The organism is Pseudomonas sp. GM84 (genome assembly GCF_000282535.1).
Taxonomy (GTDB): Bacteria; Pseudomonadota; Gammaproteobacteria; order Pseudomonadales; family Pseudomonadaceae; genus Aquipseudomonas.
This window is the reverse complement of record NZ_AKJC01000045.1, coordinates 1-15,053: the sequence shown is the minus strand read 5'-3', so window position 1 is coordinate 15,053 and position 15,053 is coordinate 1. Positions and strand designations below refer to the sequence as shown.

Here is a 15,053-nt window from a genome sequence, read left to right as displayed (position 1 = left end):
CGAGCGCCTGTCAGCCCTCACGCGTCGTTACTTTCCCGGCACCAACGTCAACCGCTGATTGCCATACGCCCGCCCGAAGTTCTGCGGTTGCAGCGGCAGGCTCATGAACCGTCCCTTGAACCACGCATCCAGCCCATCACTGTAATGCCCACTGGCCGGGTTGCCGGACTGGCCGTTGCTGGTCAGCACCTGCAGCGGCTCTGCCTGCCCGAAGTCGACGACCATGCGCGCCGATGCCGGCAGGCGGGTGTCGAAATTGCTGCCCCAGGCATAAGGCGTCAGTGCCAAGGTGCTGAAGTCACCACCCGCGGCCATTGATGAGCGGCTGAGGGCATCGCCCAGGCCATGGTAGGCCGGGGCCGGCCAACGGTACTGGTGCAGTTTGCCCCACTGCCAGGCGCGGCGATCGGCGCCGAGTTGCGCGGTGCCTGCATCCACGGCAGCGGCCAGGCTGCGGGCGAGAATGGCCGGCTTGTCTTCCTTCTGCGGCGTGCTGCGATCATCCCAGAACGGGCTGTCCTCGCGGCCGAGCAGGTGGTCGGCCTGGGCCGAATAGGACAGCTGGGCATTGCTGACGAACGCTTGCCAGGCCGGGCCGGATTCCGGGCCAAGGTCGTCGAGGAAGGTCTGGCGCGCTACCTCCTGCAGGAACAGCTCATACAACGCCGCATCCGCCGACACCGGGCTCAAGCGGCCATCGAAGGCTTTGAGCCGCGCCAGGGCGTCGCGTGCCTTGTCGCCTTGGGCGGGGGGAAGGGCGTTAATGGCCTGTTTGAGCGGCTGGGCCATGCCGGGTGCGTCGAACATCTGCTTGAGCTTGTCCGCCAGCAGCGTTACCTGGTCGTTCTGCAGGGCCATCAGGCTGCGGCTGTCGTGCCGCCCATTGCCGGCGAGCTGGGCCAGGCGTTCGGCGCGCTCGGGGTAGTACCAGGTGTTGGACAACTGCATGCCATAGCCGCGTGGCAGGCTGCGCTGGTTGGCGTGGCCGATCCAGCCCTCAGGCGGGTCCTGGTCATAGGGGTGGAGCATCGGGTCGGCGAAGCCATCCCAGTCGTAGCGCCCGTCCCAGCCCGGCGACGGCAACAGGCCTTGGCCTTCGCGTCGGTTGGGGTAACGGCCGCTGACTTGCCAGCCAATGTGCTCGGGCTCGGCGAAGACGAAGTTGAGCGCCGCCGCGGCGACTTCGCGGGTGCTGTCGAAGGCGCGCTCGACCGTTTTCGCGCGGGTCAGGTCGAACAGCGCATCGAGGCTGCGATCGCCCTTGAGCTGCGGCAGGTTCAGGGCCAGGCCCAGGCTGGCGTTGCCGGGTTGAGCGAGCAGGGTGCCATGACGGGTGTCGTACATGACTTCACGCAGCGGTCGCTGGCCGCGGACGAAGAAGGTTTCGCTGCGGGCGCGGGCCGGCTGCCATTTGCCATCGGCCAGGTAGCTGAGCTGGCTGCCTTGATGGCGCAGTTGCTCCAGGTACAGGTCCTGGTTGTCGGCCATCACCGCGCTGCTGCTCCAGGCCAGCTTGCCGTTGTAGCCAGCCAGAACGATGGGCAGCCCTGGCAGCGACAGGCCGGCGACCTGGTACTTGCCGGTGTGGATCTGCACCGGGCTCAGGGCCCAGGCGGCGCGGCTGTCGCTGGCCAGCAGGCTCTTGCCACTGCGGCTGCGCTGCGGGCCCAGGGCCAGGTTGGCGGAACCGGGACTGCCGAGCAGGCCCAGGTCGGCGAGCTTCTGGCTGGCCGCGGCCAAGGCGGGCAGACCTGGCAGCTGGCTGTTCAGGTTCAGGCCCTTGAGCTTTTCAACCTCGGCGTCTGCCAGCGGTTCGTCCGGTGCGCCGGGCAGCAACCACGCAAGTTTGTCGCTGCCCACCTGTTGGGCCAGGGCCAGGGCACTGAGTTCTTCCTGCAGGTTCACCGATTGGCTGAAGGCATACAGGCTGAAGATCAGCGCCGAGTCCTCAGGCTTCCAGTATTCCGGGCGATAGCCGCTGCTGGCGAGGTTGGCCGGCAGCTTGTCGCGGTAGCGGAACAGGTAGGCGTTGACGCCGCGGGCATAGACTTCGAAGAAGCGCTTGAGGCGTGGCGAAGCATCGGCATAGAGCTGGGTGGCATTCTGCTTGAGGTTGGCCGCTCGCATCAGGCGGTCGATGTCCAGCGCCTCGCTACCCGCCATTTCCGCCAAACGCCCCTGGGCCAGCAGGCGCATGGCGAGCATCTGCTCGATACGGTCACCGGCATGCACATAGCCGAGGCTGAACAGGGCGTCATGGAAGTTGCTGCTCTCGATCAGCGGCGCGCCCATGGCGTTGCGTCGTACCGACACGTTCTGCGCCAGGCCTTTGAGCGGTTGCACACCGGTGGTCGGTGGCACGCTGTCCTGATAGCCCCCCATCTGGCAGCCGGCAAGCCCGAGCATGCCAAGCAGCGTGGCCGTGCGGGTAAACCGCGGGCGGAAGGGGAAAAAGACGGGGGCGGCCATGACAAGGGCTCCTGCAGGGCGTGGCGGGGTTTGAAAGGCGCTAAGGTAGTGAGCGCGCAGTCGCCGTGCAAGGTGCGTTGAAGCTTTATTTACCAGCGGTCGCCAGCTTCAGGCGCAAAGCCTGAAACTGGCAGCCAGGCACCTGGTCAGGCGCCGTGGCACTTCTTGAACTTCTTCTGGCTGCCGCATGGGCAAGGGTCATTACGGCCGACGTCCTTCAGGGCGTTGCGAACCGGCTCCTGGTGGCCGTGGTTGCAATGCGGGCCGTGCACATGGCCGTGGTCGTGATCGTGGTGGTGATCATGACCGTGGTCGCAGTCTGGGCCATGAACATGGGGTTGCTGGGTCATTGCAGGGTTACTCCGGTATGAAATCGCCGGGGATTATCTCACCACTGCGCGACAAGTGCAGGTCCCGATGGATGAGCAGCCCGGTAGCCAGTTCACCCTGCAATCGGTAGCGCAGCGGTTGCTCAGTGCGCAACAGCTTGGCCAAGGGCTTGAGCTGCTGCCAGAGGTTGGTCCGTGCGGTGATCTTGAAGGTGCGCCGGGCGTGGCCACCGACACTGCGCCAGATACTCACATCGTCCTCGACCAGCCGCAGGTCGTTGAGCCACAGCGAGTACTCCAGGTTGCGAATGAACAGGCGGCTGTCGTTGGGGTTTTCGATGCGCAGGTGCAACACGAACTCCTGCTCCAGCAGGCGCGCCTTGACGGTCTCGACCTTGACCAGGTGCACCTCGGGGTCGCGCCAGTCGTCGTCGCCCCAGATCGCGCAGCCCGTCAGCAAGGCCAGCAGGGCGCCGAGCAGGAGCAGACGGGCTTGGGCGATCATGCTCAGTTACCGAGGTAGCTGGCGCAGCATTTCTTGAACTTCTGCCCGCTGTTGCACGGGCAGGGGTCATTGCGCCCGGCCTTGAGCTCGACGGTCGGGTCGATGAAGTACCAGCGCCCGTCGTGCTGCACGAACGCCGAGCGCTCGCGGTGCTGGTGGTCGCCCTCCTGGTCATGCCAGCGCGCGGTAAAGGTGACGAAGGCGTGTTCGGGCTGGCCGCCGAGCACCTCGGCGTTTTCCACTTCCAGGCCCAGCCAGGTGCTCTGGGCGCTCCAGGCGCTCATGGCGGCACAGTCCAGCCCGGCCTGTTGGGCGGGCAGGGTAGTGGCCACCAGGTAGTCGATCAGGCCCAGCACATAGGCACTGTAGCGCGAGCGCATGAGTGTCTGGGCATCCGGTGCCGGGGTACCGCCGTGGTAGTGCCCGCAGCAGGCGTCGAGCAGGTTGCCGCTGCCACAAGGGCAAACCGAGACACTCATCATCACCACCAATACTTGCCGAAGTTTTCAGGGTTGGCCCAGAACTTGGCGTTGAGCCAGTCGGGGACCTGCTTGTAGTCATGTAGATCATAGGTGAACAAGCTCAATACTTGTTCGTCGCGCCGGAATTTCTCGCTGGCCGACAGGGCCAGGGCGAAAAAGTCGGTGTCCTGCCAGCCACAGGCAGGCAAATCGGCCAGTACCGCCACGCGGCTGGCATTGAGGTTGCGAATGCCCCCTAGCAGCTCCAGGCCGGTGCGCTTGGGCAGGTGTTCCAGGCAGTCCACCAGCACGGCCAGGTCGAAGCGCTGAGCGGCGAGCGCGGCTGGCAGCGGACCGGGCGCGGTGGTTTCGATGGTCACCTGCGGGTGAGCCTGGGCAAATGCCTCAAGGGCCGGAAAGCGCGTGCCCACCAGCAGCAAACGTTGCGGGGTGAAGCGTTCGAGCAAGGCCGCCAGGGCCTGCTGCGGCGTGCGTTGGGAAAAACCGTCGGTCATTGCCAATCCTCGTTCAGGTTGACCAAGACTAGCGGGCCATTGCCTGCGGGCAAAGGGGCATGTGCCGGGTCGTGGCTTATCGCTGGCAGGGATCGATTGCGCGGTCTTTACTCCCAGAGATCGGTCTTATGCCGATTCCCCCTAGGAGAAGCTACAAAATGAGCATAGTACGCACAGCGATACCCCTGGTACTGCTCACCAGTGTGTTGACTGGTTGTGCAGGTTTGCAAAAAACCGACTGGCCGAAGTGTGCTGCCGTCGGGGGCATTACCGGTGCCGGCTTGGGCGCCATCGAAAGTTCATCGTGGGCGGGTTGGGGCGCGCTGCTTGGCGGCGGTCTGGCAGCCGGCTACTGCTGGGCTCACGGCGATGGCGACGAAGACGGTGATGGCGTGCCGGACAGCCGCGACAAGTGCCCGGGCACGCCACGCGGCGTGCAGGTCGATGCCAATGGCTGCCCGCCGGAACCGGCGCCGGTGGTCGAGGAAGTGGTCGTCCAGAAAGAAGAAGTCATCGTCATCCGTGATGTGCACTTCGAGTTCGACTCGGCGCGCCTGACTGCCGCCGACAAGGAGCGCCTGAACACCATCGCCACGCGCCTGAAGCAGGAAGCGCCAAGCGCTCGCCTGAGCGTCTCCGGCCATACCGATAGCGTCGGCTCCGACAGCTACAACCAGAAACTGTCCGAGCGCCGTGCCCACTCGGTGACCGATTACCTGATCGAGAGCGGCGTCCCGCGTGCCAGCTTCGTCTCGGTGGTCGGTGCCGGCGAGACCCAGCCAGTGGCAGACAACGCCACGGCCGATGGGCGTTCGATGAACCGTCGCACCGAGATCAAGATCCAGCGCTGACGGCCTGCGCCCGCGCCTTGAGAAGTGGCGCGGGCGCGTCTTTACTCCTGTAAGCCGGTTGCGGCCAACGACACAGGAGCATTCATGATGAGTGTCATGTCAAAGGCGGCGTTGCCGTTGCTGGTGGTCACCAGCCTGCTCGCAGGCTGCGCCACCCACAGCGATGGCAGTGCGCCCCTCAATCAAAGGACCTGGCCGATCTGCAGCCTGCTGGGTGGTCTGGCCGGCGGTGGCCTGGGCGCCATCGAAAGTTCGAGCTGGGCCGCAGGCGGCGGTGCACTGGGCGCCATTGCCGGTGGCCTGATCTGTTATGCCCAGGACGGTGACAAAGACGAAGATGGGGTGTTCGATCGCCGTGACCGCTGCCCCGACACGCCGGCCGGCACGGCGGTCGACCACATGGGCTGCCCGTTGCCGCAGTATCCGCCCAGCCAGCCTGCGCCTGAGCCTCAACCAGAGGTGATCTCCCTCGACGACCAGGGCCAGGTGATGTTCGCGTTCAACTCCGCCGACCTCACGACGGGTAGCCAGCAGCGGCTGCAAAGCCTGTTGCCAAGGCTCAACGAGTTGGGCGTGTCCTGTATCAGGGTGGTCGGCCATACCGACAATGTTGGCTCCGCCAGCTACAACCAGGCACTTTCCGAACGGCGTGCCGCCAGTGTTGCCGAGTACCTGATCAGTCAGGGGATGGCACCGCAGAAGGTCACCAGTGAAGGGCGCGGGGCCAGTGAGCCGGTGGCGGAAAACGACACCGAGGAAGGTCGTGCACACAATCGGCGGGTCGACCTGCACCTCAACTGAGAACGAGAGAGGGGCGGAAAATGAAATTCATCCTGGGCCTGGGCAAGGTGCTGACGATCGCATTCTGGGGCGTGGTGCTGTTCAACCAGCTGATGCCGCAACCCTTGCCGTTCAACCTGTTGATCAATGCGGCGGGCATCGCGTTGCTGAGTCTGCATGTGCTGGAAGTGTTGTTTTTCAATGGCAGCCTGCGTGGGCGTAGCCATCGTTGGTTCGATCGATTGCAGATACTGCTGACGGGGATCTTCCACGTCATGTCGATACCGCGGCAGCCACAGCTGCCGCGGCGTGGCTGACGGGCCTACATCAGCAGTCGCGAACTGGCCACTGCCACTACCGCCAGCCCCAGCAAGAGGTTCACCCCGACCATGCGCCGGATCCGGCCGAGCACTGCCGCCCCCGCTGCCCAGTCCTCGGCCTGCACCGCCGTCTTCAACTCCGGCAACAGCAATGCCTGAATGCGCATGAACAGCGCGAACATGGCGATGCCGCCGCCAATCATCACATGAATGTACTTGGGGGCCGTCTCGAAACCATTGAACCGCATGTGCAACATGCCGATACCACTTATCGCCAGAATGGCCACTGCCAGCCAGACCCATCGGAAAAAGCGTCGGAAAACTTCCACCCACAGGCGCAGCCGGGCCGGCCCCTCCAGGGCTGCAACCGTTGCAGGGCGTAGCACCAGCCAGGCGAAGAACATGCCGCCGACCCACACCAGGGCGGCCAGGACATGCAATGTGTAGGGTAAGGCAAAGGCGAGCATCTGGATCTCCATGCGGCACAAAGGGCAATAGCGGGGTATGATAGCCGCCCCATGCAAAACACTGAAAATATATCCAGCCCTCCGGGCGCCTGCAGACCATGATCAGCAACGAACTCAAAGCCACCATCCAGGGCGCCTACTCGCGTTTTCTCGAAGCCAAGAGCCTCAAGCCGCGTTACGGCCAGCGCCTGATGATCGCCGAAGTGGCCAAGGTGCTCGGCGACATCGCCTGCGACGATGAAGGTCGCCGTGCCGGCGAGCCCGCCGTGGTAGCGGTGGAGGCGGGCACCGGTACCGGCAAGACGGTCGCCTACAGCCTGGCCGCGATTCCGGCCGCCAAGGCCGCCGGCAAGCGCCTGGTGATCGCGACCGCGACCGTGGCGCTGCAGGAGCAGATCGTCTTCAAGGACCTGCCCGACCTGATGCGCAACAGTGGCCTGAACTTCAGCTTCGCCCTGGCCAAGGGCCGTGGCCGCTACCTGTGCCTGTCCAAGCTCGACATCCTGCTGCAGGAGGGCCACGCGCAGTCGGCCACTGCCCAGCTGTTCGAGGAAGAGGGCTTCCACATCGAGGTGGACGAGCGCAGCCAGAAGCTGTTCAACAGCATGATCGAGAAGCTGGCCGGCAACCGTTGGGACGGTGACCGCGACAGCTGGTCCGAGGCCCTGGAAGACCAGGACTGGGCGCGCCTGACCACCGATCACAGCCAGTGCACCGGCCGCCATTGCCCGAACTTCCAGCAGTGCGTGTTCTACAAGGCCCGCGAAGGCATGGGCAAGGTCGATGTGATCGTCACCAACCACGACATGGTCCTGGCCGACCTGGCCCTGGGCGGTGGCGCGGTGCTGCCCGACCCGCGCGACACCATTTACGTGTTCGACGAAGGCCACCACCTGCCAGACAAGGCCATCGGCCACTTCGCTCACTATTCGCGGCTGCGCTCCACCGCCGACTGGCTGGAGCAGACCGCCAAGAACCTTACCAAGCTGCTGGCCCAGCACCCCTTGCCGGGTGACCTGGGCAAACTGATCGAGCAGGTGCCGGAGCTGGCGCGGGAAATCCGCACCCAGCAGCAGTTCATGTTCACCCTGTGCGAGCAGGTCGCGGACTTTCGCCCCAGCGAAGACACCGAAGGGCGCGAGCGCCCACGCTATCGCTTCGAGGGCGGCGTGGTGCCGGAGCAGATCCGCGAAGTCGGCATCGAACTGAAAAAAGGCTTTGCCCGCCTCAATGACCTGTTCACCCGCCTGGCCGACCTGCTCAAGGAAGGCATGGACGGCGAGGTCAACATTGGTATCGCCAGCCACCAGGCCGAAGAGTGGTATCCGCTGTTCGGCAGCCTGGTCACCCGGGCCCAGGGCAACTGGGAGTTGTGGGTCGCCTTTACCGCAGAAGACCCGCAAGACAGCCCACCCATGGCCCGCTGGCTGACCCTGGCCGAGAGTGGCGCGCTGTTCGATATCGAAGTCAACGCAAGCCCCATCCTGGCTGCCGAGATGCTGCGTCGCAGCCTGTGGAGTGTGGCCCACGGTGCACTGGTGACCTCGGCAACCCTCACCGCATTGGGCAAGTTCGACCGCTTCCGCATGCGTTCGGGCTTGCCACGCGACGCCGTGACCTGTGTGGTGCCCAGCCCGTTCGTGCACGGCGATGCCGGCCTGCTGCGGGTGCCCGACCTCAAGGCTGACCCGCGCGATGCGGCCGCGCATACCGCCGCGATCATCCGCGAGCTGCCCGCTATCGTCGAAGACGCCCGCGGCGCCCTGGTGCTGTTCTCTTCGCGCAAGCAGATGCAGGAAGTGTTCGACGGCCTGGACCGCGATTGGCGCAAGCTGGTGCTGATCCAGGGCAACCTGTCCAAGCAGGAAACCCTGAACAAGCACAAGGCGCGGGTCGACGATGGCCAGCACAGCGTGCTGTTCGGTCTGGCGAGTTTCGCCGAAGGTGTCGACTTGCCGGGTGCCTACTGCGAACACGTGGTGATCGCCAAGATCCCCTTCGCCGTACCGGATGACCCGGTCGAAGCGGCGTTGGCCGAGTGGATCGAAGCCCGCGGCGGCAACCCGTTCATGGAAATTGCCGTGCCCGATGCCTCGCTGAAGCTGATCCAGGCCTGCGGCCGTCTGCTGCGTACCGAACAGGATCGCGGCATTATCACCTTGCTCGATCGGCGCTTGGTCACCCAGCGCTACGGCAAGGCTATTCTCAATGCGCTGCCGCCCTTCCGGCGGGAGATTTCCTGACGGCCGGAGCATCCTGCTCCGGCCTGTTGTCCATCACTCGGTCGTGGGCTCAAGTGGGCCTTGAAGGAGAGCCTGAGCCCTATGATCCGTCGCACCTTGCCTGCAGTTCTTACCCTGTTGCTCAGCACGCCCCTGCTGGCTGGGCAGCAGACGCTGTTCAGCTTCGTGCGCCCGGCCTCGGTGGTCACCGTGGCAACCGAAGGGACTGGCATGCCGCAGTACAACGCGGAACAGACCGCGGAAGGCGAGGTTTTGCGGCGGGTGGTGTTCAACCCGGTCGAACGGCCAACCTTGCGCCTGAGCCCGCAGACGGGCGTGTGGGACTGGTCAGCCGGACAGTTCCTCACCTTGCGCCTGCAGAGCGCCATGGATTGGGCACTGACCGTCGATGTCACGGTGCTGGGCAGTGATGGGCGTACCCTGACCAGCCGCATCGACCTTCCAGCGGGACCGGCGCAAACCGTCATGGTGCCGCTCAAGGCCACTTCGCCATTGAGCCAAGGCATGCGCGCCGGCCCACCGATGCCTTGGGTATTAGAAGGCCAACGTCTCGTGTTGACCAGTAGCGCAGGTGAAATCGACCTCAAGCAGGTGGTTTCCGTCAGCCTGACCATTCCCGCGCCCAAGGTGGCGCAGAACCTGCTGATCGAAAAGGTCGGTATCCAGGATGATGACCTGGCCTACCAGGCGGCCTACCACGCCCTGATCGATACCTATGGTCAGTCCACCCGTGGCCGCTGGCCCGAAAAAATCGTCAACGACGAACAGCTGAAGGCCGCGGACAGCCGTGAGCAGCAGCAACTCAAGGGCTGGCTGGTCGAGCGCCAGAAACAGCCGCTGGATACCTATGGTGGTGTGGTGGCGGGACCTGCATTCGAGGCCAAGGGCTTCTTCCGTACCGAGAAACGCGATGGCCGTTGGTACCTGGTAACCCCTGATGGCCACCCGTTCTACTCCCTGGGTGTCAACGCCGTGACCGCTGATGGCGGGCGTACCTATGTCACAGGGCGCGAAGGCATGTTCGCTGCATTGCCGGGCCAAGGCGACGCGGCGGCAGCTTTCTATGGCGAAGGCAACAATGACGATGGCAATGCTTCGTCACAAGGGCGCGCCTTCAAGCAAGGGCGTTGGTTCGACTTCTATGCCGCCAACCTCCAGCGCACCTATGGCAAGCCGTGCGCGCATGTGGAGGGGCAACCGGCCGCCGACTGCCCGCCGCCTGCGCTGGACGATACCCGCTGGCAGGCGCATACCCTGGACCGCCTGCAGGCCTGGGGTTTCAACACCCTGGGTAACTGGAGCGACCCGGCGTTGGCCCAGGCCAAACGCCTGCCGTACACCTTGCCGCTGTCGATCGTCGGCGACTATGCCAGCATCAGTACGGGCATGGACTGGTGGGGCCGCATGCCCGACCCATTCGACCCGCGTTTCGCCATGGCCACCGAACGTGCCGTGGCCATCGCTGCCCGCGATCACCGTGACGACCCTTGGCTGATCGGTTACTTCGCCGACAACGAACTGGCCTGGGCGGCGCCTGGCAACGACCCCAAGGCACGGTATGGCCTGGCCTACGGGACCCTGCGCCTGACCACCGATGTGCCGGCCAAGCGCGCGTTCCTCAAGCAGTTGCGCGACAAGTACCGCAACCAGGCAGGCTTGTCCAAGGCCTGGGGTATCGACCTGCAGGCCTGGGAGCTGATGGAGGACCCAGGTTTCGAGGCACCGTTGCCCAACCCCGAGCACCCGGAAATCGAGCGTGATTTCCAGTATTTCCAGCAAGTGTTCGCGCAAACCTATTTCAAGACCATCTCCGACGCACTGAAATGGCATGCCCCCAACCATCTGTTGCTGGGGGGGCGCTACGCGCTGAGCACCCCGGAGGCGGTCAAGGCCTGCGCCGAGTTCTGCGATGTGCTGAGTTTCAACTTCTATACCCTCAAGCCCGAAGACGGCTACGACTTCTCCCGTCTGGCCGAGCTGGACAAGCCGGTGCTGGTGTCGGAATTCCAGTTCGGCTCACGTGACCGTGGGCCGTTCTGGCCCGGGCCTGTTGAAGTGGCACGAGAAGAAGACCGTGGGCCGGCGTATGGCAACTTCCTCAAGGCGGCGCTGGCCCAGCCGATGATCGTTGGCGCCCATTGGTTCCAGTACCTTGACCAGCCTGCCAGTGGTCGTTTGCTCGATGGCGAGAACGGCCACCTGGGCCTGGTGGCAATTACCGATGTGCCGTTTGCGGGCTTTGTCGAAGCGGTACGCAAGAGCAACCTGGAGGCCGTTGGTCAGTTGCGCAGCCAGCTGGAAAAGCCAGCCCCTTGAACTCGGCATGGCGGTGCAGCCTATCGCTGAACAATCGGCATGAATTTTCTCCATGACCAGGCTCTGCCCAGTAGGCAAAACCCTTAACTGCTGAAACAATGCACGCCATTTTTCGGCAAGGTCGTACGGAGAGCAGGCGGGTGCAGATCCAGGGTCACTATGAGCTGAAATTCGAGGCAGTGCGCGAAGCGTTCGCCGCCTTGTTCGATGATCCCCAGGAGCGCGGTGCGGCGTTGTGCATCCAGATCGGCGGCGAAACCGTGATCGACTTGTGGGCAGGCAGTGCCGACAAGGACGGCCAGCAAGCCTGGCACAGCGATACCATCGCCAACCTGTTCTCCTGCACCAAGACCTTCACCGCCGTTACTGCCCTGCAATTGGTGGGCGAGGGCAAGCTGGCCCTGGATGTCCCGGTAGCGCGCTATTGGCCTGAGTTCGCCCAGGCGGGCAAGGACGGCATCACCCTTCGACAGCTGCTCAGCCACCGCGCCGGTTTGCCGGCGATTCGCCAGTTGCTGCCGGCGCAGGCGCTGTACGACTGGCAAGCGATGGTCGATGCCCTGGCCGCCGAAACACCGTGGTGGACGCCCGGCACCGAACATGGTTATGCCGCCATCACCTACGGCTGGCTGATCGGCGAGCTGATCCGTCGAGCAGATGGGCGTGGCCCGGGCGAGTCGATCGTCGCGCGTACCGCGCGCCCACTGGGGCTGGACTTCCATGTCGGCCTTGCGGACGAAGAATTTCATCGGGTGGCGCATATCGCACGCGGCAAAGGCAATGCCGGCGATGCCGCGGCCCAGCGCCTGCTGCAGGTGACCATGCGTGAGCCGGAGGCGCTGTCCACCCGTGCCTTTACCAACCCACCGGCGATCCTCACCAGCACCAACAAACCCGAGTGGCGGCGCATGCAACAGCCCGCGGCCAACGGCCATGGGAACGCTCGCAGCCTGGCAGGCTTTTATGCCGGTTTGCTCGACGGCAGCCTGCTGGAGTCCGAACTGCTCGACGAACTGACCCGCGAGCACAGCCTCGGCCAGGATCGTACCCTGCTGACCCAGACCCGATTCGGCCTGGGCTGCATGCTCGACCAGCCCGATGTTGCCAACGCCACCTTCGGTCTCGGTGCCCGTGCCTTCGGTCACCCAGGCGCCGGCGGCTCGGTCGGTTTCGCCGACCCTGAGCACGATGTGGCCTTCGGATTCGTGGTCAATACCCTTGGCCCTTACGTGCTCATGGACCCAAGGGCCCAGCAGCTGGTACGGGTCCTTGGGACGTGCCTTTGATCGGGTAACGCGGGTATTGCACGGCCCCTTTGTTATCCTCAATGCCAGCGCACTGCGGTGTGCTGGCGAAAATTCTTTCTAATTCATGGTGTATCGCTGATGTCTTCACATAAAACCTTAGCTCTCGCCCTGTGCCTGACCGCCATGACCGGCTGTGCCAGCCATTCTCAGGATGCATCGAAAGGTGGCGCCAGCGCCTGGTGGCCTTTCGGTTCGGACAAGGTTGCAGAGCAGGAAGTGAAGCAAGCCGTCAACGAAAAGGTCGCCAAGGCCGATGCCAAGTCGGAAAGTGCCAGCCGCTGGTGGTGGCCATTTGGCGGTGACGACAAGCAGGCCAAGGGGCCAGTGGTACCGAAGATCGACCAGAAAGCCACCCAGGCATGGCTTGACGAATACGAGCCGAAGCTGCGCGAAGCCATCAAGGACAGCAAGCTGCAACTGGAGCGCCGCGAAAACGTGCTGGCGGTAACCATTCCGGTCGACAGTTCGTACAACCCGGATCGTCCCAACATGCTGCTGCCGATGAGCCTGGGTCCGATCACCCGCGTGGCCAAGGCCGTCGAGGGCGACCCCAAGACCGCCGTGCTGGTACTCGGCCATGCCGACACCAGTGGCGTGGCCGCTACCAACCAGAAACTCAGCCTGGAGCGCGCCGCGTCGGTTTCGGCGATCTTCCGCCTCAGCGGTTTGAAGCGTGACCGCCTGAGCCTCAAGGGCATGGGTGCGGAAATGCCGCGTGCGGCCAACGACAGTCCCGAAGGCCGTGCGCTCAACCGCCGCGTGGAAATGCTGTTGACCCCACAAAACACCATGGTCGCGCTGCTGGCCAAGTACCAGCAAGCCGCACCAGCGCCGACCCCGGCTTCCATGGTTGCCGTGCAGGATGCCAAGGCACCGGCCGCCAAGGCTGTCGACAGCAAGCCAGCTGCCAAGTCCGCTGCCAAGCCAGCCGCGAAGAAAGCCGCAGCCAAGCCAGCTGCCAAGTCCACAGCCAAGAAAAAAGCCGCGCCGGCCAAGCCCGCCGCCAAGAAAGCGACTGCTGACAAGAAGTTGGCCGCCAACAGCCCTGCGAAGACCAACTGATCGTCAAGGAAACGCAGCCATGACCCAATCCCTGGCCGATATGCGCCGCGACTACACCCGTGATGGCCTGGCGGAAGCCAAGGCCCCGGAGGAGCCGTTCGCTCTGTTCCACCAGTGGTTTGCAGATGCGGTGAAGACCGAGCAACCCCCGGTAGAGGCCAACGCCCTTACCCTCGCCACCGTCGATGGCGAGGGCCGGCCCCATTGCCGCGTTTTGCTGCTCAAGGGGCTCGATGACCGTGGTTTCACCTTCTTCACCAACTACGACAGTGCCAAGGGTCAGCAGCTGCTGGCCAACCCCTTCGCCGCCATGACCTTCTTCTGGCCGGCGCTGGAACGCCAGGTGCGTATCGAAGGACGGGTGGAAAAGGTGACGGCCAAGGAGTCGGACGACTACTACCAGGTGCGCCCTCTGGGTAGCCGCCTGGGTGCGTGGGCTTCGCCACAGAGCCAGGTAATCGCCAGCCGTGAAGCGTTGGAAGGGTTGGTCAAGGCGACCGAGTCGCGCTTTTCCGACACTCAGCCGCATTGCCCCGAGCATTGGGGCGGTTACCGCCTGCTGCCCGAGCGCATCGAGTTCTGGCAAGGGCGCGCCAGCCGCCTGCATGATCGCTTGAACTACCGCCTGGTCGAGGCGCGCTGGCTGCGCGAGCGGTTGGCTCCCTGAGACCTCTGGGGCCGCATCGCGGCCCTTTCCACATCGCGGCTGTCTCCGGCTGCGCTGTCTCCCAATACCTCGATGCAGTAATCCATGGCTATCCTTGGTCTGACGTTAGAGACCTGGGAGATCGCCTGTACTTGCTGTATGGGCGCTGAATGAAACCGATTTTGTTACGCCTGCGTCGTGACAGTTGCTTGGGCGCAGCGTCTAATGGACACCTGAATTTATGGAGACTTTACCCATGCGTAAATCCGCTTTGCTGGTGGCGACCTTCACCACCATGTCGTTGTTGCTGGGTGGCTGCGCCTCCAGCCTGACTGGCGACAGTTACTCCCGTGATGAGGCCCGTCGCGTGCAGACCGTGCGCATGGGCACCATCGAGGCCTTGCGTCCGGTCAAGATCGAAGGCACCAAGACGCCGATCGGCGGGGGTGCTGGTGCGATTGTCGGTGGTGTGGCCGGTAGCGCTGTCGGTGGTGGCCGCGGCAGTATCGTGGCCGCTGTGATCGGTGCCGTGGCCGGTGGCCTGGCAGGCTCGGCCGCCGAGGAAGGCCTGACCCGCACCCAGGGTGTGGAGATCACCGTGCGCGAAGACGACGGCAGCACGCGCGCCTATGTGCAAGCCGTGCAGGAGAACGAAGTGTTCCGTGTGGGCGAGCGCGTGCGCATCCTGACCGTCGACGGTACCAGCCGCGTTACGCGCTGATAGCAGCTGATAGACAAAACCCCGAACGGGCTTGGCCTGTTCGGGGTTTTTTGTTGTCTGT

15 protein-coding genes are annotated in these 15,053 nt (G+C 64.3%); 9 read left to right on the top strand and 6 right to left on the bottom strand.

Features of this window, described 5'->3' with window-relative positions; genetic code table 11:
• Positions 1-27: 27 nt before the first annotated feature.
• The 5 genes from PMI38_RS03380 to PMI38_RS03360 all read right to left on the bottom strand — a co-directional run bounded on the left by PMI38_RS03380 (position 28) and on the right by PMI38_RS03360 (position 4,279).
• Positions 28-2,469: a penicillin acylase family protein gene (locus PMI38_RS03380; RefSeq protein ID WP_008090660.1), complete on the bottom strand. Its 2,442-nt coding sequence runs from the start codon at positions 2,467-2,469 to the stop codon at positions 28-30.
• A 146-nt stretch (positions 2,470-2,615) separates the two neighbouring features.
• The gene (locus PMI38_RS26340) at positions 2,616-2,819 is read right to left on the bottom strand and encodes an SEC-C metal-binding domain-containing protein (RefSeq protein ID WP_008090658.1); all 204 of its coding nucleotides are present in this window, start codon (positions 2,817-2,819) and stop codon (positions 2,616-2,618) included.
• A gap of 7 nt (positions 2,820-2,826) precedes the next feature.
• Positions 2,827-3,303, bottom strand: a complete 477-nt coding sequence (locus PMI38_RS03370) for an LEA type 2 family protein (RefSeq protein WP_008090641.1) — start codon at positions 3,301-3,303, stop codon at positions 2,827-2,829.
• Between the two features lie 2 nt (positions 3,304-3,305).
• Positions 3,306-3,782 (bottom strand): YchJ family protein, encoded by a 477-nt coding sequence (locus PMI38_RS03365; RefSeq protein ID WP_043272911.1) that lies wholly within the window; start codon positions 3,780-3,782, stop codon positions 3,306-3,308.
• A gap of 2 nt (positions 3,783-3,784) precedes the next feature.
• Positions 3,785-4,279: a DUF6231 family protein gene (locus PMI38_RS03360; RefSeq protein ID WP_008090639.1), complete on the bottom strand. Its 495-nt coding sequence runs from the start codon at positions 4,277-4,279 to the stop codon at positions 3,785-3,787.
• Between the two features lie 158 nt (positions 4,280-4,437).
• Here PMI38_RS03360 and PMI38_RS03355 point away from each other — a divergent pair, with 158 nt between their 5' ends.
• The 3 genes from PMI38_RS03355 (at position 4,438) to PMI38_RS03345 (ending at position 6,227) form a co-directional block, all read left to right on the top strand.
• Positions 4,438-5,130 (top strand): OmpA family protein, encoded by a 693-nt coding sequence (locus PMI38_RS03355; protein ID WP_008090638.1) that lies wholly within the window; start codon positions 4,438-4,440, stop codon positions 5,128-5,130.
• 87 nt (positions 5,131-5,217) lie between these two features.
• On the top strand, positions 5,218-5,931 hold the full coding sequence (locus PMI38_RS03350; protein WP_043272909.1) for an OmpA family protein: 714 nt from the start codon (positions 5,218-5,220) through the stop codon (positions 5,929-5,931).
• A 20-nt stretch (positions 5,932-5,951) separates the two neighbouring features.
• Positions 5,952-6,227, top strand: coding sequence for a DUF1145 domain-containing protein (locus tag PMI38_RS03345; protein WP_008090636.1), 276 nt, complete (start codon positions 5,952-5,954; stop codon positions 6,225-6,227).
• Between the two features lie 5 nt (positions 6,228-6,232).
• Here the strand turns inward: PMI38_RS03345 and PMI38_RS03340 are convergent, their stop codons facing one another.
• Positions 6,233-6,697, bottom strand: a complete 465-nt coding sequence (locus PMI38_RS03340) for a CopD family protein (RefSeq protein WP_008090634.1) — start codon at positions 6,695-6,697, stop codon at positions 6,233-6,235.
• Between the two features lie 98 nt (positions 6,698-6,795).
• Here PMI38_RS03340 and dinG point away from each other — a divergent pair, with 98 nt between their 5' ends.
• The 6 genes from dinG to PMI38_RS03310 all read left to right on the top strand — a co-directional run bounded on the left by dinG (position 6,796) and on the right by PMI38_RS03310 (position 14,992).
• Positions 6,796-8,940 carry an ATP-dependent DNA helicase DinG gene (dinG, locus tag PMI38_RS03335; RefSeq protein ID WP_008090633.1) on the top strand — a complete coding sequence of 715 codons (2,145 nt, stop codon included), beginning with the start codon at positions 6,796-6,798 and terminating at the stop codon, positions 8,938-8,940.
• Between the two features lie 81 nt (positions 8,941-9,021).
• A complete protein-coding gene (locus PMI38_RS03330) occupies positions 9,022-11,256 on the top strand; it encodes a beta-galactosidase (RefSeq protein ID WP_008090631.1) in 2,235 nt (744 codons plus the stop codon).
• Positions 11,257-11,396: 140 nt separating this feature from the next.
• A complete protein-coding gene (locus PMI38_RS03325) occupies positions 11,397-12,542 on the top strand; it encodes an EstA family serine hydrolase (protein ID WP_008090630.1) in 1,146 nt (381 codons plus the stop codon).
• Between the two features lie 99 nt (positions 12,543-12,641).
• The gene (locus PMI38_RS03320) at positions 12,642-13,625 is read left to right on the top strand and encodes an OmpA family protein (RefSeq protein ID WP_008090629.1); all 984 of its coding nucleotides are present in this window, start codon (positions 12,642-12,644) and stop codon (positions 13,623-13,625) included.
• Positions 13,626-13,644: 19 nt separating this feature from the next.
• Complete coding sequence (gene pdxH, locus PMI38_RS03315; RefSeq protein WP_008090628.1) at positions 13,645-14,292, top strand: pyridoxamine 5'-phosphate oxidase; 648 nt, start codon at positions 13,645-13,647, stop codon at positions 14,290-14,292.
• A gap of 235 nt (positions 14,293-14,527) precedes the next feature.
• Positions 14,528-14,992, top strand: coding sequence for a glycine zipper 2TM domain-containing protein (locus PMI38_RS03310; RefSeq protein WP_008090626.1), 465 nt, complete (start codon positions 14,528-14,530; stop codon positions 14,990-14,992).
• Positions 14,993-15,053 lie beyond the last annotated feature (61 nt).

Bases quoted from the DNA above. Each gene is read 5' to 3' on its own strand.
- PMI38_RS03380 (WP_008090660.1), bottom strand. From the start codon at position 2,469: ATGGCCGCCCCCGTCTTTTTCCCCTTCCGCCCGCGGTTTACCCGCACG.
- PMI38_RS03350 (WP_043272909.1), top strand. From the start codon at position 5,218: ATGAGTGTCATGTCAAAGGCGGCGTTGCCGTTGCTGGTGGTCACCAGC.
- PMI38_RS03355 (WP_008090638.1), top strand. From the start codon at position 4,438: ATGAGCATAGTACGCACAGCGATACCCCTGGTACTGCTCACCAGTGTG.
- PMI38_RS03310 (WP_008090626.1), top strand. From the start codon at position 14,528: ATGCGTAAATCCGCTTTGCTGGTGGCGACCTTCACCACCATGTCGTTG.
- PMI38_RS03360 (WP_008090639.1), bottom strand. From the start codon at position 4,279: ATGACCGACGGTTTTTCCCAACGCACGCCGCAGCAGGCCCTGGCGGCC.
- PMI38_RS03330 (WP_008090631.1), top strand. From the start codon at position 9,022: ATGATCCGTCGCACCTTGCCTGCAGTTCTTACCCTGTTGCTCAGCACG.
- PMI38_RS03345 (WP_008090636.1), top strand. From the start codon at position 5,952: ATGAAATTCATCCTGGGCCTGGGCAAGGTGCTGACGATCGCATTCTGG.
- PMI38_RS26340 (WP_008090658.1), bottom strand. From the start codon at position 2,819: ATGACCCAGCAACCCCATGTTCATGGCCCAGACTGCGACCACGGTCAT.
- dinG (WP_008090633.1), top strand. From the start codon at position 6,796: ATGATCAGCAACGAACTCAAAGCCACCATCCAGGGCGCCTACTCGCGT.
- PMI38_RS03370 (WP_008090641.1), bottom strand. From the start codon at position 3,303: ATGATCGCCCAAGCCCGTCTGCTCCTGCTCGGCGCCCTGCTGGCCTTG.
- pdxH (WP_008090628.1), top strand. From the start codon at position 13,645: ATGACCCAATCCCTGGCCGATATGCGCCGCGACTACACCCGTGATGGC.
- PMI38_RS03340 (WP_008090634.1), bottom strand. From the start codon at position 6,697: ATGCTCGCCTTTGCCTTACCCTACACATTGCATGTCCTGGCCGCCCTG.
- PMI38_RS03320 (WP_008090629.1), top strand. From the start codon at position 12,642: ATGTCTTCACATAAAACCTTAGCTCTCGCCCTGTGCCTGACCGCCATG.
- PMI38_RS03365 (WP_043272911.1), bottom strand. From the start codon at position 3,782: ATGAGTGTCTCGGTTTGCCCTTGTGGCAGCGGCAACCTGCTCGACGCC.